General features: G+C 71.6%; 18 protein-coding genes, 1 tRNA gene and 1 pseudogene. 8 read left to right on the top strand and 12 right to left on the bottom strand.

What is annotated here, in order from left to right; translation table 11 throughout:
- Window positions 1–9 precede the first annotated feature (9 nt).
- The 5 genes from DCW30_RS14645 to DCW30_RS14625 all read right to left on the bottom strand — a co-directional run bounded on the left by DCW30_RS14645 (window position 10) and on the right by DCW30_RS14625 (window position 5,630).
- Window positions 10–873, bottom strand: a complete 864-nt coding sequence (locus DCW30_RS14645) for a carbohydrate ABC transporter permease (RefSeq protein WP_076683078.1) — start codon at window positions 871–873, stop codon at window positions 10–12.
- The gene (locus DCW30_RS14640) at window positions 866–1,813 is read right to left on the bottom strand and encodes a carbohydrate ABC transporter permease (RefSeq protein WP_076683080.1); all 948 of its coding nucleotides are present in this window, start codon (window positions 1,811–1,813) and stop codon (window positions 866–868) included. Before DCW30_RS14640 ends, DCW30_RS14645 begins: the two co-directional genes overlap by 8 nt.
- On the bottom strand, window positions 1,810–3,066 hold the full coding sequence (locus DCW30_RS14635; RefSeq protein ID WP_076683082.1) for an ABC transporter substrate-binding protein: 1,257 nt from the start codon (window positions 3,064–3,066) through the stop codon (window positions 1,810–1,812). Before DCW30_RS14635 ends, DCW30_RS14640 begins: the two co-directional genes overlap by 4 nt.
- Window positions 3,067–3,147: 81 nt before the next feature.
- Complete coding sequence (locus DCW30_RS14630; RefSeq protein ID WP_076683084.1) at window positions 3,148–4,281, bottom strand: ROK family protein; 1,134 nt, start codon at window positions 4,279–4,281, stop codon at window positions 3,148–3,150.
- A 194-nt stretch (window positions 4,282–4,475) separates the two neighbouring features.
- Entirely contained in the window at window positions 4,476–5,630 is a 1,155-nt protein-coding gene (locus DCW30_RS14625; protein WP_232626956.1) for an amidinotransferase, read from the bottom strand.
- A 458-nt stretch (window positions 5,631–6,088) separates the two neighbouring features.
- Here DCW30_RS14625 and DCW30_RS14620 point away from each other — a divergent pair, with 458 nt between their 5' ends.
- The 6 genes and pseudogenes from DCW30_RS14620 (at window position 6,089) to DCW30_RS14595 (ending at window position 14,140) form a co-directional block, all read left to right on the top strand.
- Window positions 6,089–7,180, top strand: a complete 1,092-nt coding sequence (locus DCW30_RS14620; protein WP_076683086.1) for a mechanosensitive ion channel family protein — start codon at window positions 6,089–6,091, stop codon at window positions 7,178–7,180.
- 147 nt (window positions 7,181–7,327) lie between these two features.
- Window positions 7,328–8,446: pseudogene (locus tag DCW30_RS14615) on the top strand (pectate lyase family protein); the annotation flags it as partial.
- Window positions 8,447–8,685: 239 nt separating this feature from the next.
- Entirely contained in the window at window positions 8,686–10,743 is a 2,058-nt protein-coding gene (locus DCW30_RS14610; protein WP_076683090.1) for a M6 family metalloprotease domain-containing protein, read from the top strand.
- Window positions 10,744–10,955: 212 nt separating this feature from the next.
- A complete protein-coding gene (locus tag DCW30_RS14605; RefSeq protein WP_076683092.1) occupies window positions 10,956–11,825 on the top strand; it encodes a class I SAM-dependent methyltransferase in 870 nt (289 codons plus the stop codon).
- A gap of 171 nt (window positions 11,826–11,996) precedes the next feature.
- Complete coding sequence (locus DCW30_RS14600; protein WP_076683094.1) at window positions 11,997–12,575, top strand: phosphoesterase; 579 nt, start codon at window positions 11,997–11,999, stop codon at window positions 12,573–12,575.
- Entirely contained in the window at window positions 12,572–14,140 is a 1,569-nt protein-coding gene (locus DCW30_RS14595; protein WP_076683096.1) for an alkaline phosphatase D family protein, read from the top strand. Before DCW30_RS14600 ends, DCW30_RS14595 begins: the two co-directional genes overlap by 4 nt.
- A 223-nt stretch (window positions 14,141–14,363) precedes the next feature.
- On the opposite strand, the gene DCW30_RS14590 is transcribed toward DCW30_RS14595, so the two are convergent.
- The 6 genes from DCW30_RS14590 to DCW30_RS14565 form a co-directional block, all read right to left on the bottom strand.
- Window positions 14,364–14,786, bottom strand: a complete 423-nt coding sequence (locus DCW30_RS14590) for an ATP-binding protein (protein WP_076683098.1) — start codon at window positions 14,784–14,786, stop codon at window positions 14,364–14,366.
- Window positions 14,787–14,911: 125 nt separating this feature from the next.
- Window positions 14,912–16,126 (bottom strand): helix-turn-helix domain-containing protein, encoded by a 1,215-nt coding sequence (locus DCW30_RS14585; protein ID WP_076688585.1) that lies wholly within the window; start codon window positions 16,124–16,126, stop codon window positions 14,912–14,914.
- 397 nt (window positions 16,127–16,523) lie between these two features.
- Window positions 16,524–16,597: transfer RNA gene (locus DCW30_RS14580), tRNA-Pro, on the bottom strand.
- Between the two features lie 117 nt (window positions 16,598–16,714).
- Window positions 16,715–18,085 carry an MFS transporter gene (locus DCW30_RS14575; RefSeq protein ID WP_373568985.1) on the bottom strand — a complete coding sequence of 457 codons (1,371 nt, stop codon included), beginning with the start codon at window positions 18,083–18,085 and terminating at the stop codon, window positions 16,715–16,717.
- A 128-nt stretch (window positions 18,086–18,213) separates the two neighbouring features.
- The gene (locus DCW30_RS14570) at window positions 18,214–18,603 is read right to left on the bottom strand and encodes an MmcQ/YjbR family DNA-binding protein (protein WP_062780911.1); all 390 of its coding nucleotides are present in this window, start codon (window positions 18,601–18,603) and stop codon (window positions 18,214–18,216) included.
- Window positions 18,604–18,752: 149 nt separating this feature from the next.
- Window positions 18,753–19,745 (bottom strand): alpha/beta fold hydrolase, encoded by a 993-nt coding sequence (locus tag DCW30_RS14565; RefSeq protein WP_076683100.1) that lies wholly within the window; start codon window positions 19,743–19,745, stop codon window positions 18,753–18,755.
- A 494-nt stretch (window positions 19,746–20,239) separates the two neighbouring features.
- Between DCW30_RS14565 and DCW30_RS14560 the strand changes: the two genes are divergently transcribed.
- Window positions 20,240–23,815 (top strand): ThuA domain-containing protein, encoded by a 3,576-nt coding sequence (locus DCW30_RS14560; RefSeq protein WP_079249898.1) that lies wholly within the window; start codon window positions 20,240–20,242, stop codon window positions 23,813–23,815.
- A complete protein-coding gene (locus DCW30_RS14555) occupies window positions 23,815–24,705 on the top strand; it encodes a sugar phosphate isomerase/epimerase family protein (RefSeq protein WP_076683103.1) in 891 nt (296 codons plus the stop codon). The genes DCW30_RS14560 and DCW30_RS14555 overlap by 1 nt, the downstream gene beginning before the upstream one ends.
- Here DCW30_RS14555 and DCW30_RS14550 read toward each other — a convergent pair.
- Window positions 24,699–25,262 (bottom strand): GNAT family N-acetyltransferase, encoded by a 564-nt coding sequence (locus DCW30_RS14550; RefSeq protein WP_076688587.1) that lies wholly within the window; start codon window positions 25,260–25,262, stop codon window positions 24,699–24,701. The two genes, DCW30_RS14555 and DCW30_RS14550, sit on opposite strands and share 7 nt — an antisense overlap.
- Window positions 25,263–25,270 lie beyond the last annotated feature (8 nt).

The raw sequence follows: 25,270 nt of genomic DNA, 5'->3' as shown, positions 1-25,270 counted from the left end.
GGGCGCGGGTCAGCTCTTGGAGCCGGAGAGGGCGACGCTCTGGACGAAGTGGCGCTGGAGGAAGACGTAGACGAGCAGCATGGGCAGGCTGGCGATGAGCGAACCGGCCATCATCACCGGGTAGTTGGTCTCGTACTGCCCTTCGAGGGAGGTCAGTCCGGCGCTGATCGGCATCTCCCGCGGGTCGGTGTTGACGACGAGGGGCCAGAGCAGGTCGTTCCACGACCACATCGCGGTGATGACGGCGAGGGCGGCGAGGGCGGGCCTGATCAGCGGCAGCATGACGGACCGGAAGATGCGGAAGGACCCGGCGCCGTCGATGCGGGCCGCCTCTTCCAGCTCCTTGGGCAGGGCGAGGAAGAACTGGCGCAGCATGAAGGTGCCGAACGCGCTGAACATGCCCGGCAGGAACAGCGCGGGCGTGGAGTTGAGCAGACCGAGCCGCTGGATGATGTCGTACTGCGGCAGGACGAGCAGGGAGCTGGGGACCATCAGGACGGAGAGGAACAGCGCGAAGAGGACGTCGCGTCCGCGGAACCGCATGCGCGCGAAGGCGTAGGCGGCGAGGGAGCAGAAGACGAGCTGTCCGAGGGTGCGTCCGACGGTGTTGATCGCGCTGTTGGTGAGCATCTCGCGGAACGGCAGCGCGGTGAAGACCTCTTCGAAGCTCGACCAGTTCCAGCGGTCGGGCAGGAAGGTGGGCGGCACCCGTGAGGTCTCCGCGAGGGTCTTGAGCGCGGTCAGCAGTTGCCACAGGAACGGGAAGACCATCACGAGGGCGCCGAGCGAGAGCACCGCGTGGGTGGCGACGGAGCCGGCGTCCACACGCCGGCGCGGCGCGGGCGGCGCCTGTGTCCCGGACGTCTCAGCCATAGTGCACCCACCTCTTCTGGAGCCGGAACTGCAGGAACGTCAGGGCGGCGATGAGCAGCATGAGCAGGAAGGCGAGCGCGGCGGCGGCGCCTTGCGCGTTCTCGATGAAGGCCCATTTGTAGAAGAGGCCGACGATGGACTGGGTGTCGCCGATCGCGGGGTTCTTCTCGGCCATCATGATGTAGATGAGGTCGAAGGTCTGCAGTGAATTGATCATGCAGATGATGGAGGCGAAGAAGAGGGTGGGGCTCAGCAGCGGCAGGGTGATGGTGAAGAACCTGCGCAGCGCCCCGGCCCCGTCGAGTTCGGCCGCCTCGTGGTAGTCCCGCGGTATTCCCTTGATGCCCGCCATAAAGATGATGAGGTAGTAGCCGGTGGTCGACCAGACCATCACGGCGCCGATCGCGTAGACGGCGGTGGAGGGGTCGGAGACCCAGTGGTTCCGGTCGACGCCGAGCCTGCCGAGCACTTCGTTGAGGAGGCCGTAGTCGCCGTTGTAGAGCCAGTTCCACACGAGGCCCACGGCGACGGGCAGCGTCACGAACGGCACGAAGTACAGGGCGCGGTAGAGGGCGACGCCGCGCAGTCCGCGCCGGTTGAGCAGTGACGCGACGACGATCGCGATCGGCAGTGCGGTGAGCCCGATGGCGCTGTATATCAGGGTGTTGCCGAGCGCCTGCCAGACGGTGACGTCCTTGATGACGCGGGCGTAGTTGTCGCCGCCGATGAAGGTGTGGCCGCCGAACGCCCCGAATTCCGTGAAGCTGAAGGCGAACGTCTGCAGGAGCGGCCAGAAGTAGAAGACGGCGAAGCCGATGCCGAGGGGCGCGATGAAGAGGTACGCGGCGCGCTGGTTCTTCCGGGGCCGGGGCCGCGAGCCGGCGGCGGTGGTGCCGCGTCCTTTCGCCTTGGCGGCGGCCGTCGCGGGAAAGACACTCATGAGCCGCTCTCCTCCTTCAGGGCCCGGTCCATCTGTTCGCCCAGGGTGCGGGCGGCGCTCTCGACGCCGCCCTTGCCGCTGAACGCGGCGCCGAGGAGCGGGTATTGCAGGTTCTCCCAGACCGCGGTGTTCTCGGAGCTGGGGTACGGGACGGCGTACTCCTGCATGTCGATGAAGTTCTTCAGGTCGAATTCCGGCATCGACTTCAGCCAGGCGTCCTGCGTCCCCTCGTACGAGGAGATGGTGACGCCCGCCTCCGCCTGGATCCCGGCGGCCCGGCGTCCCGCCATGAAGTGCACGAATTCCCAGGCCGCCTCCTTCTTGCGGCTCTTGGCGGAGATGACGTTGGCGAGGCCGTGGATGATGGTGGCCCGTCGGCGGCCCTTGGGCAGTACGGCGATGCCGCCGTGGTCCTTGAGCGCGGGGACGGCGTACATCTGCCCGGCCATCGCGGAGAGGTCGTAGTTCATGGCGACCTTCTCCGACCAGTAGCGCACGCGTCCGACGGACTCCGTCATCGCGCTCTGCGGCGGTGACCAGCCCCGGTCGACCATGTCGGTCAGGAAGCGCAGCCCCTCGATGGACCGCTCGTCGCCGAAGCCGGAGCGCCCGTCCCGGAGGATGTAGCCGCCGGCCCCGCAGACGGCGGGGTAGATCTTGCCCTGCCGGTCCATCTCGGCGGCGAAGCCGTGCACGCGCTCGCGGGGGTTCGTCAGCTCGGCGGCGGCGTCGCGCACGTCGTCCCAGGTCCAGCTCGCGTCGGGGTAGGCGATGCCCGCCTTGTCGAAGAGCGCCTTGTTGTACCAGAGGCCGACGGTGTCGAAGTCCTTCGGCAGGCCGTACTGCGTGCCCCGGTAGGCGTAGAGCCTCACCAGTGCCTCCGGGTGGCGGTCGACGGGCGTGGCGTCGGCCTTGATGTGCCCGGAGAGCGGTTCGAGGACGCCGCTGGACGCGTACAGCTGGAAGTTGACGGCGTTCATCCAGAAGACGTCCGGTGCGGTGCCGCCGCGCATCGACGTCTTGAGCGTGGTCCAGTAGCTCGCCCAGGGCGTGAGTTCGATCCGCACGGAGATCCGCGGGTGCTCCTTCTCGAACGCGGCGATGATCTTCTCCATGCCCGGCGCCTGCGCCGGGTCCCACATGCCGTACGAGAGCGTGGTCCTGCCCCCGCCTTCCGAACCGCCGCCCCCGCCGGAGCAGGCGGCGAGCAAGGGGGCGGCCAGCGCCCCGCCGAGCAGAGTCCTTCTGCGCATACGCGCCTTCGCCTCCCGATGTGCCGGCCGATGTGTCGTCGGACGCCCCGCGGTCACGCCCGCGTGCGCACGGGCGGGCCGCTACGACGCCGTGTCCGCGAGCAGGTCCTCCTCCACCTGGTCGAGCGCCATGCGTACGGCGCCGATGGCCACGCCCCGCTCGCCGAGCGAGCTCAGTGCGATGCGGGGGACGTGCAGGGTCACGGGACGCAGCCGCTCCTCGATGAGCGGCAGCAGGTGCGGGCCCACGGGGGTGGCGCCGCCGGTCAGGACGATCAGCTCGGGGTCGACGGCCAGGGCGAGCGCGGCGATGCCGGGGGTGAGCCGGTCGGCGAAGCCGGCGACGGCGGCCAGGGCGCGCGGGTCGGCGCCGTCGGCCGCGCGGGCGAGAGCGGCGACCTCGGACTCTCCGGAAAGCCGCTCGCCGTCCCAGGCCAGGGCCCGCTGGGCGGTGCTCAGGCCGAGCAGCGGCAGCATGCCGAGCTCCCCGGCGCCGCCGCGCCTGCCTCGGTGCAGCCGGCCCCCGATGGTGAGGCCGCAGGAGACGCGGTGCCCGGTGAGCACGCAGACGACGTCACGGGCCAGGGTGGCGGCGCCCTGCCAGCGCTCGGCGAGGAGCGCGAGGTTCACGTCGTTCTCGACGAGGACGCGGTCGGGGCCGTCCTCGGCGAGCAGCCGCCCCAGGTCGACGCCCGACCACTCGGGCACCACCACGGTGGTGACGACCCCGTCCCCGCCGACCATGCCGGGCACCCCGACACAGCGGGCGAGCACGGCGGCCCGGCTCGGGGCGTGCTCGTCGACGAAAGCGTCGATGGCGTGGCGCAGCAGGTCGAGCCGGGGGCCGCCTCCGAGGCCGGGGTCGATCTCCGTGCGGTGCGTGGCGAGGAAGGCGCCGCCGAGGTCGGCGAGGAGCAGCACCATCTTGTGCAGGCCGATGTCGACGCCGAGCACGTATCCGGCCTCGGTGCGGAAGCGGAAGCGCCGCGCGGGCCGCCCGGGTGTCCGCTCCCCCGTTTCCTCGGTGGCCTCGCCGACGAGGCTGCGGTCGGTCAGCTCCTCGACGGCGGCTTCGACGGTGGGGCGGGAGAGGCCGGTGGTGACCGCGAGTCCGGCGAGGGTCTGGGGGCTGCGGCGGTGCAGCGCGCGCAGGACGACGGTGGTGTTGAGCCGTCGCAGAGCGACCAGATCGTGCCCGCGTGCCGCATTACGCATCGCTGCTTCACCCCGAATCCGGGCCGCGACAGCCCGTATGACGGGCTCGAACGCGTGTCTGCCCGCTGAATTCGGTAGGACACTTTCATAACCGCCGCGGGCGCGGGAACCCCTCTGCATGGCCGGATCGTGACGAAGCCCGGCCCTGGGGCGGGGCCGGGCTCTCGGGCAGGGCGGATCGGGCGGGGGCGCGGTCAGTCGAAGTACGACTCCAGCGTCCCGCGCCGCCGGACGTCGAGCGTCGCGCAGTGGAAGGAGCCGCCGAACGGAGCGTAGTGCAGCAGGTCACACGGGATCGGCTCGAAACCCCAGGCCTCCAGCGCGCGCAGCATGCCGGTGTGGTGGCGCTCGGCGATCACCCGCTTCTCGTCGACCATCAGCACGTTCATGCTCAGCCACTTGCCGCACATGGACGTCACCTTGAGCAGCCGCTCGTCGATCGGGTCGGGCTCGGGGGCGATCAGCACGTCCCAGGAAGCGAGCACGTCGGGCAGCCGGTCGACGTCGATGTACTCGGGGTTGACCAGGACCTTGCCGGGGGCGAGCAGGACGAACGTCGTGTCGATGTGCATGGGGGTGCGGCAGCGGCTCTCGATCTCGTGGATGCGGTAGCCGGGGCCGAGGTGGCGGCGCAGCCACTCGATGCCCATCAGGTTGGTGACGTTGCTGCGCGTGACGAACAGGTCCCGCCCCGCGCGCACGAAGTCCGCGGCGTCGAAGACCGGTTCGTGCTCGGTGAGGATGTAGCGCATGGGCTCACCGGGGGCGGGGGGCCGGAAGCCCTCCTCGAAGAGCGCGTCGGTGAGCTGCGGCCTCGGCGCCGCCGTCCAGCGCGCGCCGCGCCGGAAGTAGTCCTTGAGCAGTGTGCGGTAGGAGTGGCTATCGAAGTACCGGCTCGGCCAGGCCATGGGGGTCTCGATGATCTCGTCGCCGATGACGAGCATGCCGTCGCGCGGGCAGGCGTTGCAGAATCCGCGCGAGGACCAGTCGGGGGTGGCGAAGCGCTGCTTGTGGTCGACGGCGTCGGGCCGCCGGACGGTGACGTCGAGGGACTCCAGGAGCTCGATGAAGCCGTCCAGTTCCCGCTGCGCGGGCTCGACAAGACCGCTCGGGTACGCGAAGCCGGCGGCGAGGCCTTGCAGGCGTGCCGCCCAGGGCGGGATGTTGCAGGTCACGACGGGGTGGCTGGAGGGGATGGTGGCGCCGTCGAGCCGCCCGACGACGATCTCCTCAAGGGGGTCCCACTCGTTGTGCGAGCTCACCGGTGAGACGAGTGGCCCCGCTGATTCCACGGGGCTGTTTCGGCCGGGTCCGACCGCCGGGCACACGGACTCGTCCACTGTCGCCATGCTGAACCGCTCCCGATCGCAGGAAAACCGTCGACTACGACAATGAACGCATGACAGCAGGCGGCGCGCCCGTCGTCGACCCCCGTGCGCGTGGGACGCGTGGCGAAGAAGCGTCACCCGAACGGCCCCGTACGCCTGTGCGGCACCGGTGTGACCCGGTCCGGGCGCTTTTCCGCAGCTCACCGGGGTGACCGTCACCGCGTCCGCGCTCCATGGCCGCGGTCCGGAGTCATGGCCGATTCGTGGAGATCCGAAGAGGGGTCCGCGCACCCGCCGTCCCCGCATGCGGCAGGATGACGACCGCGCCGGGCCCTCCGCTCCGGCGCCGCGATCGAACTCCAGGAACCGAGCAGGTAACACAAGGTGACGACACATCACATACCCCGGGCACGCGTGCCCTTCGCCGGCACCCCGGCGCTGGACCGAGCACACTCCGCCCATACGCCGGAGGTGAACCGATGACCCGTGCCCTGACACTGCACGACTGGATCATGGCCGGAGTCGCCGTGGCCGCCGGAGTCGCGGCGGGGCTGCTGCTGCGCGCGCTGCTGCGCTGGCTGGGCGAGCGGGCGAGCCGCACCCGCTGGAACGGCGACGACATCATCGTCGACGCCCTGCGCACCCTCGTGCCCTGCGCCGCCATCACGGCGGGTCTCGCCGCGGCGGCGGGCGCGCTGCCCCTCTCCTCGCGCACCGGCCGCAACGTCACCATGACGCTGACCGCGCTGCTCATCCTCGCGGCGACGCTGACCGCGGCGCGGATCGTCACGGGCCTGGTCAGATCGGTGGCGCAGTCGCGCTCCGGGGTGGCGGGGTCGGCGACCATCTTCGTGAACATCACGCGGGTCGTGGTGCTCGCGATGGGCTTCCTCGTCGTCCTGCAGACCCTCGGCATCTCCATCGCGCCGCTGCTCACCGCCCTCGGCGTCGGTGGCCTCGCGGTGGCCCTCGCGCTCCAGGACACCCTGGCCAACCTCTTCGCGGGCGTGCACATCCTCGCCGCGAAGACCGTGCAGCCCGGTGACTACATCCAGCTCAGCAGCGGCGAGGAGGGCTACGTCGTCGACATCAACTGGCGCAACACCGTGGTGCGCGACCTCTCCAACAACCTGGTGATCATCCCCAACGCCAAGCTGGCGAGCACCAACATGACCAACTTCAGCCGCCCCGAGCAGCAGCTGTCGATCACGGTGCAGGTCGGGGTGAGCTACGACAGCGACCTGGAGCAGGTCGAGCGGGTCACCATCGAGGTGGTCGACGAGGTGATGAAGGAGATCACGGGCGCGGTCCCCGACCACGAGGCGGCGATCCGCTTCCACACCTTCGGGGACTCGCGGATCAGCTTCACGGTGATCCTCGGCGTCGGCGAGTTCAGCGACCAGTACCGCGTCAAGCACGAGTTCATCAAGCGCCTCCACCAGCGCTACCGCGTCGAGGGCATCAGGGTCCCGGCCCCCGCCCGCACGGTCACCGTCCAGCAGGGCGAATTGCCGCCCCCGCTCGGCATCCCCCACCAGCGCGACGTCTCGCTGCCGCCTCGGGTGCACTGATCCCTGGTCCCCGGCAGCACAGCAGAAGACCGTGACATGACAAAACCACGGCGGTGAGGCGGCAACCTCGCGCCTCACCGCGACGACTACGGCACACGGGAGAGCCATACCCGGAACGCGACGAGGACGATGAACAGGGAGCCGACCATGAGCCGAGCACGTTCACGCAGAGTGCACGCCACACTGGCCGCGCTGGCCGTCACAGCCGCGACCGGTGCGGCGGTGACGCTGCCGGAAGCAGCCGCGCAGCCGCGGGCCTCGGCCGTGGCCGGCGGCGCCGACGGCTACGCCACGCAGAACGGCGGGACCACCGGCGGCGCGGGCGGGAAGACGGTGCGGGCCACGACCGGCACCGCGATCCACGCGGCCCTGTGCGACCGCGCCGCCGCCGACACCCCGGTCACCATCGAGGTGGAGGGCACGATCAACCACGCCAACACCAAGAAGGTCTCGGGCGAGAGCTGCAACACCGCCGCCGGCGTCATCGAGCTCAAGCAGATCAGCAACGTCACGCTCGTGGGCGTCGGCAGCGGCGCGGTCTTCGACCAGCTGGGCATCCACATACGGGACTCCCACAACATCATCATCCAGAACGTGACCGTCAGGAACGTCAAGAAGTCCGGCTCCCCCACGTCCAACGGCGGCGACGCCATCGGCATGGAGAGCGACGTCCGCAACGTCTGGGTGGACCACACGACCCTGGAGGCGTCGGGCGGGGAGTCGGAGGGCTACGACGGCCTCTTCGACATGAAGGACAACACCCGGTACGTCACCCTGTCGTACAGCGTCCTGCGCGACTCCGGGCGCGGCGGCCTCGTGGGCTCCAGCGAGAGCGACGTCTCGAACGGCTTCATCACGTACCACCACAACAAGTACGAGAACATCGACTCCCGTACGCCGCTGCTCCGCGGCGGCACGTCCCACATCTACAACAACTACTACGTGAGGCTGAACGAGTCCGGCATCAACTCCCGCGCCGGGGCCAAGGCCAAGGTGGACCACAACTACTTCAAGGACTCCAAGGACGTCCTGGGCACGTTCTACACCGACGCGGCCGGCTACTGGCAGGTCAGCGGCAACACCTTCGACAGGGTGACCTGGTCCCCCGCCGACGACGAGTACGACCCGGCGGGCCCGAACCCGACGTCCAACACCACGGTGAGCATCCCCTACCCGTACACCCTCGACAGCGCCGGCTGCGTGCCGGACGTCGTGGGCAGGACGGCGGGAGCGGGCACCGGCCTGAAGGTGTCGGACGGGCGCTGCTGAGGGCCTCACCTACCCCGGCGGGCCCGGTCACGCATCCGGCTGCCCCGGCCCGCCGGTTCCAGCGGCCGCAGGTCCGCGCGACGTCCAAAAAGCGCGGTCGCACGTCCCGCGCACCGTCGGCCGCACGTCCCGCGGACGTCCCGAAAGGCTGTTGACTCCCGGGAGGCACGAGGCGGAGGGTACGGCTGAACTGCATGTCATGTTCTTGTCCACACTCTCCAGGCAAGAGGTGACCCTTGTTCCTCCGACCCCCGTACAGACCGCGCAGAGTCCCCGCCCGCCGCGCCGCTCTCCTCGCGGCACTCCTGGGCCTGACCGCGTCCGTCCTCGCCGCCGGCCCCGCGCAGGCGAGCCCGGGGCCCGACGGCCGCCCGCCCCTCGTCCGGCCGATCGACCCGCAGCGCTGGCAGAACCCCGACGACATGACCTGGGCCGACCACCGGCCCGTGCCCGGCGCCGACTGGGCGGACCCGGATCTCCAGCCCACGCAGCGCACCTTCAAGGGCGCCCTGGTGCTCCTCGACTACCCCGACGAGGAGTTCACCGTCAGCAAACCGGCCGGTTCCAGCCTCTTCGGCAATCCGCAGGCGAGCGCGTCCGGCATCCCGCGTGACCGGCTCCCGTCCTTCTACCGGGACTTCCTGAACAAGCCCGGGAAGCTGAACCGCGGCCACACCATCAACGAGTACTGGATGGAGGACTCCGGCGGCCGCATCGGCGTCGACCTGACCGCCTTCGGCGTCTACCGCATGCCGCACAAGTCCTTCCAGTACGGCATCGAACCCCGGATGAACCCGGGCGCGTGCCCGAGCGGGAGCAGTTGCGGCAAGGACATCCGCGCCGACGGCAAGGCCGCCTGGACCGCGGACGTGGGCAGCGGCAAGACCGGCGAGTACGACTTCGTCTTCTTCCTGACCGCCGGGCAGGACGAGTCGTCGGTGTGGCAGGAGTTCGGGCAGATGAAGTTCGCCTCGCCGGGAGCCGTGCCGCCGGCGTGGGGCCCGCCCGCGCCCATCGCCACCGGGGGCAACGCGGCGGAGACCCGGTACGTGCCGTGGACGTCGTGGGCGGCGGCCGCCCGCATCTGGCCCAACGCGGCGGCCGGCTCCTCCACCCAGGCCGAGAGCTCCGGCATGGGCGTGTACGCACACGAGCTGAGCCACATCCTGGGGATCGCCGACAACTACAACAACCCCTACGACGAGCCGATGCGCCGCGCCTACACCGGCATCTGGAGCATGCTCTCGCGCGGCTCCTTCAACGGCCCGGGCGGACCGCACACCCGCTGGCACATCCCGGCGACCAACGGCGCCGCCATGGGCGCCCAGCACATCCTGCGGGACAAGCTCAAGCTCGGCATCGTCGACGAGAAGAACGTGCTGCGCCTGGACCGTGACGCGCTCAAGGACTCCGGCACGGTCGTGGCCCGCGTCACGGCGCGCTCGGCGCCGCCCGGCTCGAAGGGGCTCAGCGGCGTGAACATCGCCATGGACCGCGACCGGTCCCCCGCCTGCGACCCGGACACGAACCCCCTGTGCGACGGCGGCGGTTACGAGAACTACACCGTCGAGGTCGTCGACCGCATGGGCATGGACTCCTTCACGCCCGACCACGGCGTGCTGCTCGCCAAGACGAAGAACCAGGACAAGGCGCCGTTCGCGTGGGTGGTCGACGCCCACCCCGAGGACATCGGCATGGTGGACTTCGAGCGGCCCGACGGGACCCTCCAGAACATCACCATGGGCGACTACCGGCAGCTCAGCGACGCGCTGCTGCACGCGGGCGCCGACTCGGGCAGCATCTACGAGTACGTCGACGAGGCCAACCGGCTGCACTTCTACGTCCTCGACCTGGAGCGGCGGCGGAACGGCGTCCTGTCGTACACCCTCGCCGTCCGGTCGCTCGACGGCGCGGGGCCGCAGCGCCGGGGCGTGCGGCTCGACCGGGGGCACGCCGAGGGCAACGCCGAGCGCCGCGCCGTGTGCTCCTTCGACCTGGCCAACACCGGGCGCGGGACGCCGCCGGATTCCGGGCACCCCGAGGACGTCGAGCGCTATCTGCGGTCCGACGTCTACCGCCTCTCCGCCGAGGCGTCCGGCGACGGCTGGTCCGCCTGGCTGCCCAACCGGCTCGCCACGGCGCGGTCCGGCGACTCCGTCGAGGTCGACGTCGCGGTGCACGCGCGGCACGACGCCGACCGGCACGGCAGGGTCACGCTGACCGCCCGCTCGGAGAGCGACCCGGGCAAGTCCGCGCGGGCCGTCTGCAAGCCGACGAAACGCGGCCGGCCCTAGGAGCGGCCCGCATCGCCGCCGTACGGACGGGCGGCGGGCGACAGCGGCCTCGGGACCTCTGAGGCGGCTGTCGCCGTACGGGACGCGTGTGCCTCCTGTGCGGCTCGACCACTGTGGCTCGACTACGTCGTCACGGGAGCCCAGTGGGGCAGGTGCAATGGTCTCGTTCGCGCGGGGGAACCGGCCTCCGCGTGCCAGGGAGGAGACGCACCATGGCAGTGGACGCGCACGGCGGCACGGCTCCCACCCCCGAGGAAGTGGGGGCCATGTACGACCGGTACGGCGACCTGCTGGCGATGACGCTCGGTTCGAGTGCCCTGCACATCGGCATGTTCGTGCCGCACGGCACACGTGCCCCCGTGCCCGACCTGGTCGGTCTCGCCGACCTCGCGCAGGACCGGCAGACGGAGTTCCTGATCGACACGCTCGACCCGGCGGCGGGCTCGCGGGTGCTCGACATCGGCTGCGGGACCGGCGGCCCCGCGCTGCGGCTCGCGGAACGCACCGGGTGCCACGTCACCGGCGTCACGGTGAGCCGGAGCCAGCTCGCGCGCTGTCAGGAGCGGCGCGCGGACCACCCCGCCGGGGAGCGGGCCGCGTTCGCGTACGGCGACGCCATGGCCCTCGATCACCCGGACGCGTCGTTCGACGCCGCCTGGTCGATCGACTGCGTCCCGCATCTGTCCGACCGCGCCCAGGGCCTGCGGGAGGCGTGGCGCGTCCTGAAGCCGGGCGGGCACTTCCTGCTGACCGAGTTCACGGTGCGCGGCAGGCCCACGGAGGAGGAGGTGGCCGCGTACACGACGCTGTGGACGTCTCCGCCGCTCAGGCCGCTGGCCGCGCTGTTCGCCGAGGTCGAGGAGGCGGGCTTCCAGGTGCGGCAGGTGCAGGACATGACCGCCAACGCGGTGGTGTGCGGCGAGCTGATGTCCGTCCTGTACGAGGACCGGCGCGAGGAGATGGAGCAGCGATACGGCAAGGAGGCCCTCGCCCACGTCGACCCGCTGATGGGCCCCTACCGCTCCTTCACCCGCGACCACGTGGAGTACCACCTGCTGGTGCTGCGCAAGACCGTGGACTGACGGCGCGGCGGGAGCGCCTGGTCCGGCCGTGGCCGCGAGCGCCCCGGCCACGGCGGCAGGGGGCGCCTCCCGGACACACACGGGGTGGGGAATTCGCCGTACGGCTTCTCCTGGTTCACACGCGGCTGGTGGGCTGACCGCGCTCAACCCGAACGATCACAGGAGGCGTGCGTGAATCTGGTCGTCAACGGCGACGCGGAGAGCGGGGCGGGCGGCACCGCCGAACCCGTCGCGGAGGTCAGCGGCTGGCGGGTCGCCCAGGGAGCCCCGGCGCTCATCGCCTACAGCCTCGGCGGTGGCTACCCGACCGCGTCGGACCCCGGCCCCGCCCGGCGCGGCAGCCGCTTCTTCTCGGGTGGCGACAGCGCCCGTACCGCCCTGGTGCAGGACATCCCGCTGCCCAGGACCGGACGGACCGGGCGCCGGGCCGTCGACGCGGGGCGGGTGCGCTACACCCTGTCCGCCTGGCTCGGGGGCTACGCCGGGCAGGAGGACGGCGCCCGGCTCTCCGTGGAGTTCCGTGACGCCAAGGGCACGCCCGTCGCGCTCAGCGTGCTCGGCCCCGTCGGCGCCGGGGACCGGGAGGGCCGCACGGGCCTGGTGGAACGCACCGCCGAGGCCGCGGTGCCGCCCACCGCCCGCTCGGCGCGGCTCCTCCTCGTCTTCACCCGCAGCGGCGGCGGCACCTCCAACGACGGTTACGCGGACGCCCTCTCCCTCACCCTCAGCGCCGACGGAGGCCACCGATGAGCGTCAACCGCCGTGATCTGCTGAAGGCCGCCGCGGCGGCCGGTGCGCTGAACCTCGCCTGGCCGCTGGCCGCGGGACTCACCCCCGCACAGGCCCGCGAGGCCGCCGAGCGCCTGGGCGCCGAGTACGACCGGGCGCCGTTCACGCTCGGTGTGGCCTCCGGCGATCCGCAGCCGCACTCGGTGCTCCTGTGGACCAGACTCGCGCCCGAACCCCTCGCCGCCGAGCAGAGACTCCCCGAGGTCGTGGAGGTCGACTGGGTGGTCGCCAGGGACTCCCGGCTGCGGCACGTCGTCGCCCGCGGCACCGCGCCGGCGTCCGCGACGCTCGGCCACAGCGTGCACGTGCCGGTCGGCGGTCTCGCGCCCGGCCGCCACTACTGGTACGCGTTCAAGGCGCTCGGCAGGACCAGCCGCGTCGGCCGCACGAAGACCGCGCCGCGCGGCCGGGTCTCCCGGGTCACCTTCGCCGCCGCCAACTGCCAGGCGTTCCACGACGGCTTCTACGCCGCGCACCGCGGCATCGCCCGCGAGAACGTGGACTTCGTCGTCCACCTCGGCGACTACATCTACGAGCACGGCCAGGTCGGCGGCGTGCCGGAGAAGCACGTACGCGACCACGACGGCCCGGAGATCCTCACCCTCGCCGACTACCGCAAGCGGCACGCCCTGTACAAGGGCGACAAGTCGCTGCGCGAGGCGCACGCGGCCCACCCGTGGTTCCTCACCTGGGACGACCACGAGGTGGTCAACGACTACAGCGGCACCGGGGGCGGCGCCCCGTTCATGCGCCGCCGCGCGGCCGCCTACCAGGCGTGGTTCGAGCACATGCCGCACCGCGACTCCTTCGGCGGCATGGCCCTGCCCGACCCCGAGATCCACCGCGTGCGCCGCTGGGGCGATCTGATCGAACTGAGCATCCTCGACCTGCGCTCGTACCGCTCGGCGCAGAACCTGCCCGACGGCACGATCCTCGGCGCCGAGCAGAAGGCGTGGCTCAAGCGCACCGTCGACCGCGCCCCGGACTCCTGGCACGTGTGGGCCAACTCGATCATGCTGAGCCAACTGCGGGGCAGGCCGGGCGGCTCGTACATGTTCACCGACCAGTGGGACGGCTTCCTCGCCGAGCGCAAGGAGGTCCTCGGGCACGTGCACAAGAGCGGCCTGGAGGATCTGGTCGTCATCACCGGCGACTGGCACTCGGCGTTCGTCGACGATGTCCGCACCGACTTCGACCAGCCCGAGTCGCCGCTGGTGGGCACCGAGTTCACCGCCCACTCGGTGACTTCGGGCGCCTACTCGGCCGAGTGGAACACCGCCAACGGCCCCCTCATGGGCAAGGCCAACCCGCACCTGAAGTACTTCGAGGGCAACCGGTACGGCTACGACGTGTACGAGGTGACGCCCCGGCGCTTCACCGCCCACATGCGCGTCATCGGCGACCGCCGCGACCCGCACTCCCCCGTGACCACGCTGACGAAGTTCCACGTGGACCGCGGCAGGGCCGGCTCGTACGAGGACAAGGCGACCAAGGGGTCGCCCGCGCAGTACCGCAGGGACCACTGACCCACCCGGTCCCGCGGGCCGTGCCCGCGGGACCGGGGCAGCTCTGCCGTGACTCCGGCACGGTCAGCCGCTCGGGGTGCTCCGAGGTCCACGACCCCGGTCCTGCCTCCGGCCGCAGCACCCACACCGTGCCGCCGCGCACGTCGGTGACGCCCCCGCGCCGGTCGGCGTCCTCGCCATGGATCGGGACCGCCGACCCACACGCCCTGTCCCCGCTCGCCGCTCATCCCTCTTCCTTCCCCCGCAACTCCGCCCAGACCCGTTTGCCCCACGGCAGCGGATCGGTTCCCCAGGTCTCGGCCAGCCCGTCCACGAGCGCCAGGACGCGCCCGCCCTCGTCCTCGGGGCCCGGCGTCTTGCGGACGGGCCGCGTCTTGGAGAAGTCCACGACGCCGACGCGCACGCGCCCCGCCTCGGTGCGGTCGATGACAACCCGGATGGACTCCCGCCGGGCGTGCTGGACGGCGTTGGCCACCAGCTCGGACACGATCAGCGCCCCATCCTCGGCCCATGCGTCCAGCCCCCAGACGGCACAGGCGGCACGCAGCAGACGCCGTGCGGTGGCTGCGCTCTCCGGCTCTCTCGGCAGGGTCTCGCTGTACCCGGGATGCCCGGTCGGCCGGGCCCGCGTCGGAGGTTGCGGCATGTCGGTCTGCTCTCTCGGAACGGCCAAGTCCCGGGGCCGCTCGCGCGGTCACCGGGACGCTGTCCGTTCATGTAAGCGACATGCCAGGAACGCTGACAGGGGCGCAACGTCCCACTTTCACCCCGCTATTCGGCGACCCCCAGGAACTCCGCCAACGGCCGTAGCCCCGGCGGGTGGTTGGGCAGCGTCCACAAGTCACGCACGATGGCCACGGCCAAGGTGTGGTGCTGCATCCACGTCGGTGCCACCCGGCGCAGGGACTCCAGCGCTTTCACCGCTCCGGCAGCGTCCCCGGTGTCCGTGTGCGCTCGGGCCACATCCAGCAGCAGCCACGTCCGCCAGGACGGCGGAGTGTCTTTGCTCAGTCGCATTCCCTTGGCAAGTGCCAGCGCGTCGTGCGGGCGCCCGTACTGGACCGCGAGCCGGACGCGTTCGATCCGGACCGATGACGGGCTGAAGACGCTGACCATACGGTTGTCACTGCCCGCAGGGAGCTTGGAGACGCGGGCGGCTTCCTTTTCTGCTCCCGCCATCAACTCTGCTGCACGCGCGTAGTCGCCGCTGCGCGCGGCGGACGTGGCGGCACTCATAGTGAGGGCTCCCCACACCTTCAGTCCGTCGGCGGTGTCCGTGTGCCCGCCGCTCTTGATTGCTTCAGCCGAGCGAAGGGCGATACCCAGGGCGTCTTCCAGGCGGCCCTGTCGCTGATAGGTCCAGGCGACCGAATTCACGATCATGGGGACCAGGAGCGGATCCGCGGACTGCTCCGCCGCGCTTATGGCCCGCTCCAGGCTCGTCAAGGCGAGGTCGGTCTTGCCCATGCGCACGGCGACGTGTCCGGCGAGCTGGAGTACTTTACCCAGGGCCGCGAAACCGGCCCTGCGGTCGTCGTCGCTCCCTGACACCGTGGCAGAACGCGCGTCGTTGATCAGGTCGGGCAGGCTCTTCATCACAGGTTCGAACTCGGCTGCGTGGTACTGCGACCACCCGTCCGCGATCTGCTCGCGCAGCCGGTCGATGGAGAAGTCCGGTCCCGTCAGTACCGCTTGTGGCCCCCACAGCGCGGGCATGACGGCGCGGCGCACGGCGACGAAGCGCGGGCCGTCGCTCTCTCCACCTGCCGTGACCGCCGGAGGATCGCCCAGCAGCGTCGTCAGTTCCACGCCCAGGCCGTTGGCGAGAGCGTGGAGCGTGGGGAGGCGTGCCGAATGCTTCCGTCGCTGTTCGAGTTGACGGATCACATCGACGGACACGTCGGAGCGCTCGGCCAGCTCTTCTTGCGTCAGGGAGGCAAGCCGACGCAGACGGCGCAGGGTCTTCCCCAGGTCTTCGTTCGCCACGCTGCCACGGTACGCCGCCGACGCGGCGCCCCGCTGGAGCCCGACGTGAACCTGCCGGCCGAGACGATCACCGGCCACGCCAACACGCGGACGAGCGCCTATCGACCGCGCGCGGAAGGCGCGGCTGTACGACGCGAGGCGTGTCTGTCGGTCGTGGACGGCGCACGATGGGGTGCCGTCCACGGTTGTCTCCGCCTGGGCCGGCCATCCGGACCTCGGATGCACGGAGCAGACCTATTTGCACCCCGACCCGCAGTCGCTCAGGGCGGGTACAGAGAAGCCAGCCGAATTCCTCGATCGAGCTTGATCAACAGCACTTGCGAGAAATTAAGGGACGGCGCCTCTGGAAACGATCGATAGGGGCCCCGAAGGGCCCCTCTGACCTTGTACTTCACCGTCGGGACGACAGGATTTGAACCTGCGACCCCTTGACCCCCAGTCAAGTGCGCTACCAAGCTGCGCCACGTCCCGGTGCCCGTGTGACCTGGGGTTTCCCCCTGGCCGAACGTGCACGGAAACAATACCGCACTCCGGCAGGTGATCGCTCGCCCCTTTCGGGGGCGCGGGACCGGCGCGGGGTCGGTGATCTCAGTCGCGCTTGAGGTCGCTCGTCCGCGTGTGGGCGCGCGGGCGCGCGACGGGACCTCGCTCCGACCCGTGACCGGAGGCCGGCCCGGGGCCCGGGGCCTTTCCCTGGCCGGAGGTCGCCGGTGGACCGGTGTGGGCGTCGGCCCTGACCAGGCCGCGTATCGCCGGCACCGAGAGCAGGGCGAGGACGACCACGACCGTCATCGCGCCGCCCGTGATCAGTACCGCCTCGGCCCCGAAGGCGCTCGCCGCGGGGCCCGCGAGCGCCTGGCCCACCGGGAGCATCGCGAGGGAACCCGCGACGTCGTACGCGTGGATGCGGTTCAGGACGTCCGGGGGCACCTGGGTCTGGACGCTCGTCGCCCACATCACACCCCAGAACGAGGCCCCCGCGCCCGCGACCGCCGCGCCCGCCGCCATCAGCGGGACGTCGAGCCCGGCGCCGACGGATACCGGGAACGCGCAGTTCGCCACGAGGGCGAAGCTGCCGGCCCGGAGCATGCGGCGGGGACGCAGCCGCAGGGCGATCAGGCCCCCGATGACGGTTCCGGCGCCGAGGGCGGAGTTCACCAGGCCGTAGGCGCCCGAGCCGTGGTCCTGTACGACCAGGGTCGCCACCAGCGGCACGGTCGGGCCGATGGTGGTGATCATCAGCACGCTGTAGACGGCGATGACGCCCCACAGCCAGGTGCGGGCCCGGAACTCCCGCCACCCCTGCACCAGGTCGGCGCGGAAGCCCTCGCTGTGCGGCTGCGAGCCCGCGCGCGGGGGCGGGAGGCGGAGCAGGAGGAGACACAGGGCGCTCACTCCGTACGTGGCCGCGTGCGCGGCGAACACCGCGCCGGGTGAGGCGAGGCCGACCAGGACACCGGCCGCGGCCGGTCCCGCCAGGGACGCGGTCGACTCGGCCACGCGGATCGCCCCGTTGGCCTTCTGCACGTCGGCGGCGAGACGCGGGACCGTGCTGGCGACGCCCGGCTGGAACAGGGCCGCCGCCGCGCCGTTGACCGCGCCGATCGCGCAGATCTGCCAGAGGACCACGTGGCCGGTGAAGAAGATCACCGCCGCGAGGGCCTGGGCGCCGAGGCGGACCAGGTCCGCGCCGATCATGAGCAGCCGGGTGCTGAACCGGTCGGCGAAGACCCCGCCGAAGATCACGAGCCCCGCGAAGCAGACCGTGGTCGCGGCCATGGCGAGGCCGACGGCCCCGGCGCCGTGCCCGTGCCGCAGCAGCCCCGCGGCCAGGGCGACGGGCAGCATGGTGTCCCCGAGCTTGGCCACGGCCCGGGCCCCGAAGAAGAGCCCGAAGTCCCGGCTCCAGATACTGGACTCCCCGCCCCGCAGCCCGGCCCCTGACGGCACGCCCGCCACCCCTCCCCTGTAGTCGTGGCGGGATCATGCCATGCGGTGCGGACGGCGCTCACCGCGATTGTTCCGGGAGCTGCTGTCGACGCGCCACCCCCTCGCGGAAACGCGTCCCCTCGCGTGCGGGCTCCCGGCTACTCCGTGTCGGGGACGCCCAGCTCCGGGTGTGCCTCCAGCAGCCGGGGCGGGGCCGCCTGGCGCCAGGAGTCCGCGAGGATGTCCGTCAGCTCCTCCTCGTCCAGCTCCGCCAGCCGCACCCGCACCCAGGCCGAGCCCGCCTCGTGTGCGGCGACCCAGAACTTCGCCGGCTCGGCGAGGACCAGCTCGTCGCGCTCCACCTTCGGGCAGCGCACCGCGATGGACGTCTCGTCGTCGGGAACCGTCACGAACATCTTTCCGGACACGCGGAACGTGGGCATGCTCCACGCGATCTTCTCCACCGTGTCGGGCAGGGCGAGGGCGATGCGGCGCACGTCGTCCGAGGTGACGTGGGCGGCCCGGCCCCGGGATCTGGTCTTCGGCATGGCGAGAACGTTAGCCAACGCCACTGACAGTCCCCTCGCAGCCGCAGACCCGCGGGAGCCGCCGAAGCCGCCAGGCCGACCGCGGCCGCCTCAGCCGACAGCGCCGCCAGGCCCCCGAAGCCGCCAGAGGCCCCGAAACCGGCGCAGCGTCACAGCACCCGCTCGTCCAGCCACGCCGTCAGGTCCGCCTGGACCTCGTCCCGGTTCGTCTCGTTGAGGATCTCGTGGCGGGCGTCCGGATAGCCCTTCCACGTCAGGTCCTCGGCCCCCGCGTACCGGAAGTCCTCAAGGAGTTCGTGCACCAGCGTCATCCCCTGGTTGCACGGGTCCTGCTCCCCCACCGCCACGTGGATCGGCAGATCGGCGGGCACACGCGCGATGTTGCGGGGATCGTTGATCTTGCGCACGGCACGCATCCAGTCCAGGGAGAGCCCCGCCGAGAAGGCGAACCCGCAGCGCTCGTCGGCCACGTACGCGTCGACCTCCGCCTCGTCGCGCGAGAGCCACTCGAAGCCCGTGCGGTGCGGATACGGGTCGTTGAACGAGGCGAACAGATCGGGGACGTACGAGGAGAGCGCGGCGCGCCCGCCCTCGGCGACCTCCCGCTCCAGGCGCTCGATCGCCCCTTGCACATCGGCGCCGGGCAGCGAGCGGAACGTGCCCGAGAGGATCACTCCCGCGAGGCCGTCCGCGTACTCCTGGGTGTAGTCCCGCGCGAGCATCGAGCCGAGGCTGTGCCCGAGGAGGAAGAACGGGAGCCCGGGGTGCAGGGTGCGCACCTGGTCGCCGATGGCCTTGAGGTCGTCGACGATCGCCCGCCAACTGTCGGCGCCGTCCGCGCCCTCGCCCCCGTCACCCTTGGAGGTCACCCCGTAGCCGCCGGTGGCCTGTGCGGTGGCGCCGTGGCCTCGGTGGTCGGAGGCGACCACGCCGTAGCCGCGCGCGGTCAGGTGCCGGGCGAAGCGGTCGTAGCGCAGGGCGTGTTCGGCGGCCCCATGGGCGATCTGCACGTAGGCGCGCGGCCTGCCGTCGGCCGGCAGCCAGGTGTACGTGGCGACGGGCACGCCGTCCGCCGCGTTGAGCAGCCCCGCGGTGTACGTGGCGGGGGTGGTGGTCGTCGCGTCGTCGGTTCGGTCGGGCATCGCAGCGGGCTCCCTGGGTACGGCGGTGTGCGGCTGTCCACGGCTGTACGGCTGTCGCCTGTACGGCTGTGGGCCTCCCGCTCAGCCTCCCCCACACCCGCTCCCTCACACCGCCTCCTCCACACCCGCTCCGCCATGCGGACCACCGCCCGGCCCCCGCCATACGAATCACCCGCCTCGGTCGGCACGACCCACACGACCGGACCCCCTACGGCTCCCCTCCCCGCCCCCCGGACCCCCGCACCCACCCCGCCCCTCCCCACCCATTGACCCCCCGCAGGCGCGGAACCTACCCTGAACCCCGCTCCGTGAAAGCGCTTTCTAGCGGACCGCACGGCGGCCACGGCCCCGCAGGGACCACCCCGCTCAGCCCCGCTCAAGCACGGACGCAACGAGACACCAGCGCGGACGCACCGCACCGCACCGCAGACGCAACTCACCGCACACCCGGCGACCGGCAGCCGTCCATCAGACAAGCCAGCCCAGGGAGCGTCATGAGTTCCACGGCCAGCAGCAGCCCAGCACCAGGCGGCCCACCTCCGACCGGCTCACCGCCGGGCTCCGCACCGCCACGCGGAGGGTCCGTGGCCGCACGGCCGGCGCGGCGGAGAAGCGGGGCGCCGAGACCCGTACTCGTCCTGATCACCCTGCTCGCCCTCGTGGTGGGGCTCGGCCTCGCCGATCCGCCGCGCGCCGAGGCCGCGCCCGCCTTCCGTGTCCTGGTCTTCTCCAAGGTCACGAACTTCGCCCACGACTCGATCCCGGCGGGGATCGAGGCCGTCGAGAAGCTCGGCGCCGAGCACGGCTTCGAGGTCGAGGCGACCGACGACGCCTCGGCGTTCACCGACGCCAACCTCGCCCGTTTCCAGGCGATCGTCTTCAACAACACCAACTCGACGCCGGAGAAGGGCGACCTGCTCGACGCCGGGCAGCGCGCGGCCTTCCAGAAGTACGTGCGGGCGGGCGGCGGCTACGTCGGGCTGCACGCGGCGTCGGCGAGCGAGCGTGACTGGGACTGGTACGAGGGCCTGGTCGGCGCGATCTTCGACAAGCATCCCGAGGTGCAGACGGGCCGGGTCAAGGTGCTCGACCACGCGCACCCCTCCACCAAGGGCCTCCCGGAGCTCTGGGAGCGCACCGAGGAGTGGTACAACTGGCGCGCCAACCCCACCGGCAAGGTGCACACCCTCGCCCAGGTGAAGGTGCGGGACGGGGTCTCGGGGCTGGACGAGGGCGTCGACCAGCCGTGGTCCTGGTGCCAGAACTACGACGGCGGCCGGTCCTGGTACACGGCCGGCGGCCATGCCGAAGCGGCCTTCCAGGAGGAGGGCTTCCTCGCGCACCTGCTCGGCGGCATCCAGTGGGCCGCGGGCGACAAGCCGGGGGACTGCACCGCCACGAAGACCGGCAGCTTCCAGCGGACGCCGCTGGCCACCGCGGATCTGGCGGACCCCTTCGAGCTGGCGGTCGCGCCGGACCGCCGGGTGTTCTTCGTGCAGCGCACCGGCAAGCTGAAGATCATCGACCAGGAGACGCTGAAGGTCTCCACCGCGCTCGACCTCGCGTACACGCCGGAGATGACGAGCCAGTCGGACGGGCTGCTCGGGCTCGCGCTCGACCCGGATTTCGCGGACAACCACTGGCTCTATCTGCTGCACTCCGGCAAGACCGAGAAGCGCATCAACCTCTCCCGGTTCACCGAGGCGGGCGGAAAGGTCGACGCGGCGTCGGAGAAACGGCTGCTGACCATTCCGACGCTGCGCGGTGAGGGCCGCGCGAATTCGCACATGGCGGGCTCGATCGCCTTCGACAAGAAGGGTGATCTGTACATCGCCACGGGTGACAACACCGACCCGTTCGCCTCCGACGGATTCACGCCGATCGACGAGCGCGAGGGCCGCCGCGCCTGGGACGCGCAGGGCACCTCCGGCAACACGAACGACCTGCGCGGAAAGGTGCTGCGGATCACGCCGAAGGACGACGGGACCTATGCGGTGCCCGAGGGGAACCTGTTCCCGCCCGGCACCGGCAAGACACGCCCCGAGGTCTACGCGATGGGGCTGCGCAATCCCTTCCGCATCACCACCGACCCGCTCAGCGGCGCCCTCCTCGTGGCGGATTACGGACCGGACGCGCGGCAGGCGGTCGCCGACCGCGGCCCCGAGGGGACGGTGGAGTTCGACCGGATCACCGAGGCGGGGAACTACGGCTGGCCGTACTGCGTCGGCGACAACACCCCGTTCAACGACTACGACTTCGCGACGAAGACCTCGAAGGCGAAATTCGACTGCGCGAACCTCGTGAACGACTCGCCCAACAACACGGGGCTGCGTGAGCTGCCGCCCGCCAAGCCCGCGAACGTCTGGTACGCCTACTCCGAGTCGAAGGAGTTCCCCGAACTCGGCGCGGGCGGCGGCGGTCCGATGAGCGGCCCGGTCTACGACTACGACGCCGACAACCCGTACAAGACCAAGTTCCCGGCGTACTTCGAGGGGAAGTGGTTCGCCTATGAGCTGACCCGGCAGTGGTTCAAGACGTTCTCGGTCCAGGAGAAGGACCAGGAGTTCACCGACCGGCGGTTCGAGCCCGCCAAGGCCGGTGATCTCCAGTCCATCAACTCCGTCTTCCCCGACATGAAGTGGAACCAGCCCTTCGATGCCGATTTCGGCCCTGACGGGGCGCTGTACGTCATCGACTTCGGCCTCGGCAGCGGCACGGGGCGCGGCGGCAGCAACGAAGGCTCCGGCATCTACCGCATCGACTACGTGGCGGACGGCCGCCTCCCCGACGCCCGTGCGGCGGCCGCTCCCGACAGCGGGCGCGCGCCGCTGACCGTCGAGTTCTCCAGCAAGGGCTCGGGGCTGCCGGACGGCAAGCCGGTCACGTACGCGTGGGACTTCGACGGGAACGGCACGACCGACTCCACGGAGGCGAACCCGACCCACACCTACACCGAGGAGGGGCGGTTCACGGCCCGCCTGAAGGTGACGGGCCCCGGTGACCTCGACGGACTCGCCGTACGGGAGATCACGGTCGGCAACACCCGGCCCACGGTGACGCTCGGCAAGCCGCCGAACGGCGGGACGTTCAGCTTCGGTGACACCATCCCGTTCACCGTGAAGGTCAAGGACCGCGAGGACGGGCGGATCGACTGCGACCGCGTCGTCGTGCAGTCCCAGCTCGGGCACGACGCGCATCTGCACCCGCTGGACAACTACACCGGCTGTGCGGGCGAGATCGTGACGGACGCCGGTGACAGCCACGGCCCCGGCCAGAACCTGTACTACGGCATCACCGCCCAGTACGAGGACAAGGGCGCCGGCGACGTGCCCGCGCTGACCGGCTCCGCCTCGCTGACCCTGCGCACGTCCTTCCGCGAGGCCGAGCACCGCACCGCCACGGGCGGCGCGCACGGCGGCGTGGACACCGGCGCCAGGGCGGACGCCTCGGGCGGCAAGCGGCTCATCGAGATCGAGGACAAGGACTGGGTCTCCTTCGACCCCGTCCATCTCAAGGGCGTCGACTCGGTGACGGTGGGCGCCTCCTCGGGCGGTCTCGGCGGCGACGTCGAGTTCCGGGCCGGCTCGCCCACGGGCACGCTGCTCGGCAAGGTGACGGTGCCGAACACCGGCGGCTGGTCGAACTTCATCTCGCCGACCACGCGGCTCGCCGAGCACGACGGCACGGCGAAGCTGTACGCGGTCTTCACCAACCCGGGGTGGACGGCCGACAAGCCGGACCTGCTCTCGGTGGACTGGCTGCGCTTCAACGGGCCCGGGGTCGAGAAGCGGTCCGGCGCGAAGGTCGCGGTCGCCGCGGCCCCGGCGAGCGGCGCGCCTCCGCTGGCTGTGACGCTCACCGGCAGGGTGAAGCTGCCCGCGGGGCGCACCGCCGCCTCCTACCACTGGGACTTCGGCGACAACCCCGCACCGCCGGGCGGCGCCGAGGGCCCGACCGCGCGGCACACGTACGCGCGCGTGGGCACGTACACCGCGCATCTGACGGTGACCGACGACAAGGGCGACACGACGGCCGGCGCGGTCCGGATCACGGTGAAGGAGGGGCGGTGATGAGCCCGGACAGGTCGGCCGGCGGCACGCGGCGTGCCTTTCTCCATACGTCCTTCGGCACGTCGGCAGGGCTCGCGGCGGCCCTCGGCGGAGCGCTGCCCGCATCGGCCGGTGAGGGCGCGGTGAAGCGCCGGCGCATCCCGCGCGGCGGCATCGGCATGCACCTGTACACGATGCGCGACGCGCTCGCGCGGGACTTCGCGGGCACCCTGGAACGGCTCGCGGAGATCGGGTACGCGACGGTGGGCGTCAGCGGCCGGCACGGGTACGACGCCTCCGCGATCCGGCGGATGCTGGACGCGGTGGGCCTGCGGGCGGTCCTTGAGCACGTCGCGTACCCCACCCTGACCGGCGCCGGTCTGCCACGGGCGCTGGACGATCTGCGCACCCTGGGCGCCAGGTGGCCCGTGGTGCCGAGCCTGCCGGGAGTCATGCACACCCCGGACGGCTTCCGGGAGGCGGCGCGGCAGTTCAACCGCATCGGGCTCGCCTCACGCGAGGCGGGGCTCGGTCCCGTCCTGTTCCACAACCACGGCTCCGACCACGTGGTGGTGGACGGCAGGAGCCTGTACGACATCCTCCTGGCGGAGACCGACCCGCATCTGGTCGCCTTCGAGCTGGACGTGTACTGGGCGGCGAAGGGCGGCGGCACCGGTCCGGGGACGTATTTCCGGTGCCATCCGCGCCGCTTCCCCGCGCTGCACGTGAAGGACATGGCGGCCGACGGCGGGTTCGCCGACGTCGGTTCGGGGACGCTCGACTTCGCCGCGATGTTCGCCCACGCGCGCGTGGGCGGTGTCCGGCAGTGGCTGGTCGAGCACGACGCCCCGGCCGATCCGTTCGCGACGGCACGGAACAGCTACGTCCATCTGGCGGCGCTGCGCTACTGAGAGCACAGGCTCCGCGCCGTCTCCCCGGAGGGTGCGGGGAGCCGTTTGTAGAACAGCGTCGTCGGGCGCAGGACCCCGGCGGGGTCGGTCGCGTAATCGGGGATCGACCCGGCCGGGGTCCAGCCGGCCCCGTGGTAGAGCGCCTCGGCGGGGCTGCCGGTCTCGGTGTCCAGGACGAGCAGGGTCACGCCCGCGTCGGCGGCGGCCGCCTCGGCGGTGGCCAGGAGCGCGCGGGCGAGGCCCTGGCCGCGCGCGGACGGGTGGACCATCAGCTTGGTGACATCGGCCCGGTGGCGGCCGTTGGGCTTGTCGGTGAAGGCGACGCCGACGGTTCCCGTGACCCGCCCGGCGTCGAGCGCCGCCCAGACGGCGAGACCGCCCGCCTCGACCGCACCGGCGAGCCCGCGCCACCAGGCGGCGGCCGTCGCGCTGTCCAGATCCGCGAGGAAGCCGAGCGAGGCGCCGTCCCGCACGGTGGCGACGAGGAGACCGGCGAGACCGTCCGCGTGGCCGAGGAGCCCGGCGGCGTCCAGGCGCGTGATGCCGTCGCCCGCCATGGGAGCCG

The sequence above is a fragment of the Streptomyces alfalfae genome, from assembly GCF_004127445.1.
In the GTDB taxonomy this organism is placed as follows: domain Bacteria; phylum Actinomycetota; class Actinomycetes; order Streptomycetales; family Streptomycetaceae; genus Streptomyces; species Streptomyces alfalfae.
Note: the sequence above shows the minus strand (reverse complement) of the source record. Positions and strands in the feature narration are given on the sequence as shown.

What these genes read in the sequence shown, in the direction of transcription:
- DCW30_RS14640 (WP_076683080.1), bottom strand. Translation starts at nt 1,813, where the DNA reads ATGAGTGTCTTTCCCGCGACGGCCGCCGCCAAGGCGAAAGGACGCGGC.
- DCW30_RS14620 (WP_076683086.1), top strand. Translation starts at nt 6,089, where the DNA reads ATGACCCGTGCCCTGACACTGCACGACTGGATCATGGCCGGAGTCGCC.
- DCW30_RS14645 (WP_076683078.1), bottom strand. Translation starts at nt 873, where the DNA reads ATGGCTGAGACGTCCGGGACACAGGCGCCGCCCGCGCCGCGCCGGCGT.
- DCW30_RS14635 (WP_076683082.1), bottom strand. Translation starts at nt 3,066, where the DNA reads ATGCGCAGAAGGACTCTGCTCGGCGGGGCGCTGGCCGCCCCCTTGCTC.
- DCW30_RS14570 (WP_062780911.1), bottom strand. Translation starts at nt 18,603, where the DNA reads ATGCCGAAGACCAGATCCCGGGGCCGGGCCGCCCACGTCACCTCGGAC.
- DCW30_RS14565 (WP_076683100.1), bottom strand. Translation starts at nt 19,745, where the DNA reads ATGCCCGACCGAACCGACGACGCGACGACCACCACCCCCGCCACGTAC.
- DCW30_RS14625 (WP_232626956.1), bottom strand. Translation starts at nt 5,630, where the DNA reads ATGGCGACAGTGGACGAGTCCGTGTGCCCGGCGGTCGGACCCGGCCGA.
- DCW30_RS14590 (WP_076683098.1), bottom strand. Translation starts at nt 14,786, where the DNA reads ATGCCGCAACCTCCGACGCGGGCCCGGCCGACCGGGCATCCCGGGTAC.
- DCW30_RS14630 (WP_076683084.1), bottom strand. Translation starts at nt 4,281, where the DNA reads ATGCGTAATGCGGCACGCGGGCACGATCTGGTCGCTCTGCGACGGCTC.
- DCW30_RS14605 (WP_076683092.1), top strand. Translation starts at nt 10,956, where the DNA reads ATGGCAGTGGACGCGCACGGCGGCACGGCTCCCACCCCCGAGGAAGTG.
- DCW30_RS14550 (WP_076688587.1), bottom strand. Translation starts at nt 25,262, where the DNA reads ATGGCGGGCGACGGCATCACGCGCCTGGACGCCGCCGGGCTCCTCGGC.
- DCW30_RS14560 (WP_079249898.1), top strand. Translation starts at nt 20,240, where the DNA reads ATGAGTTCCACGGCCAGCAGCAGCCCAGCACCAGGCGGCCCACCTCCG.
- DCW30_RS14595 (WP_076683096.1), top strand. Translation starts at nt 12,572, where the DNA reads ATGAGCGTCAACCGCCGTGATCTGCTGAAGGCCGCCGCGGCGGCCGGT.
- DCW30_RS14555 (WP_076683103.1), top strand. Translation starts at nt 23,815, where the DNA reads ATGAGCCCGGACAGGTCGGCCGGCGGCACGCGGCGTGCCTTTCTCCAT.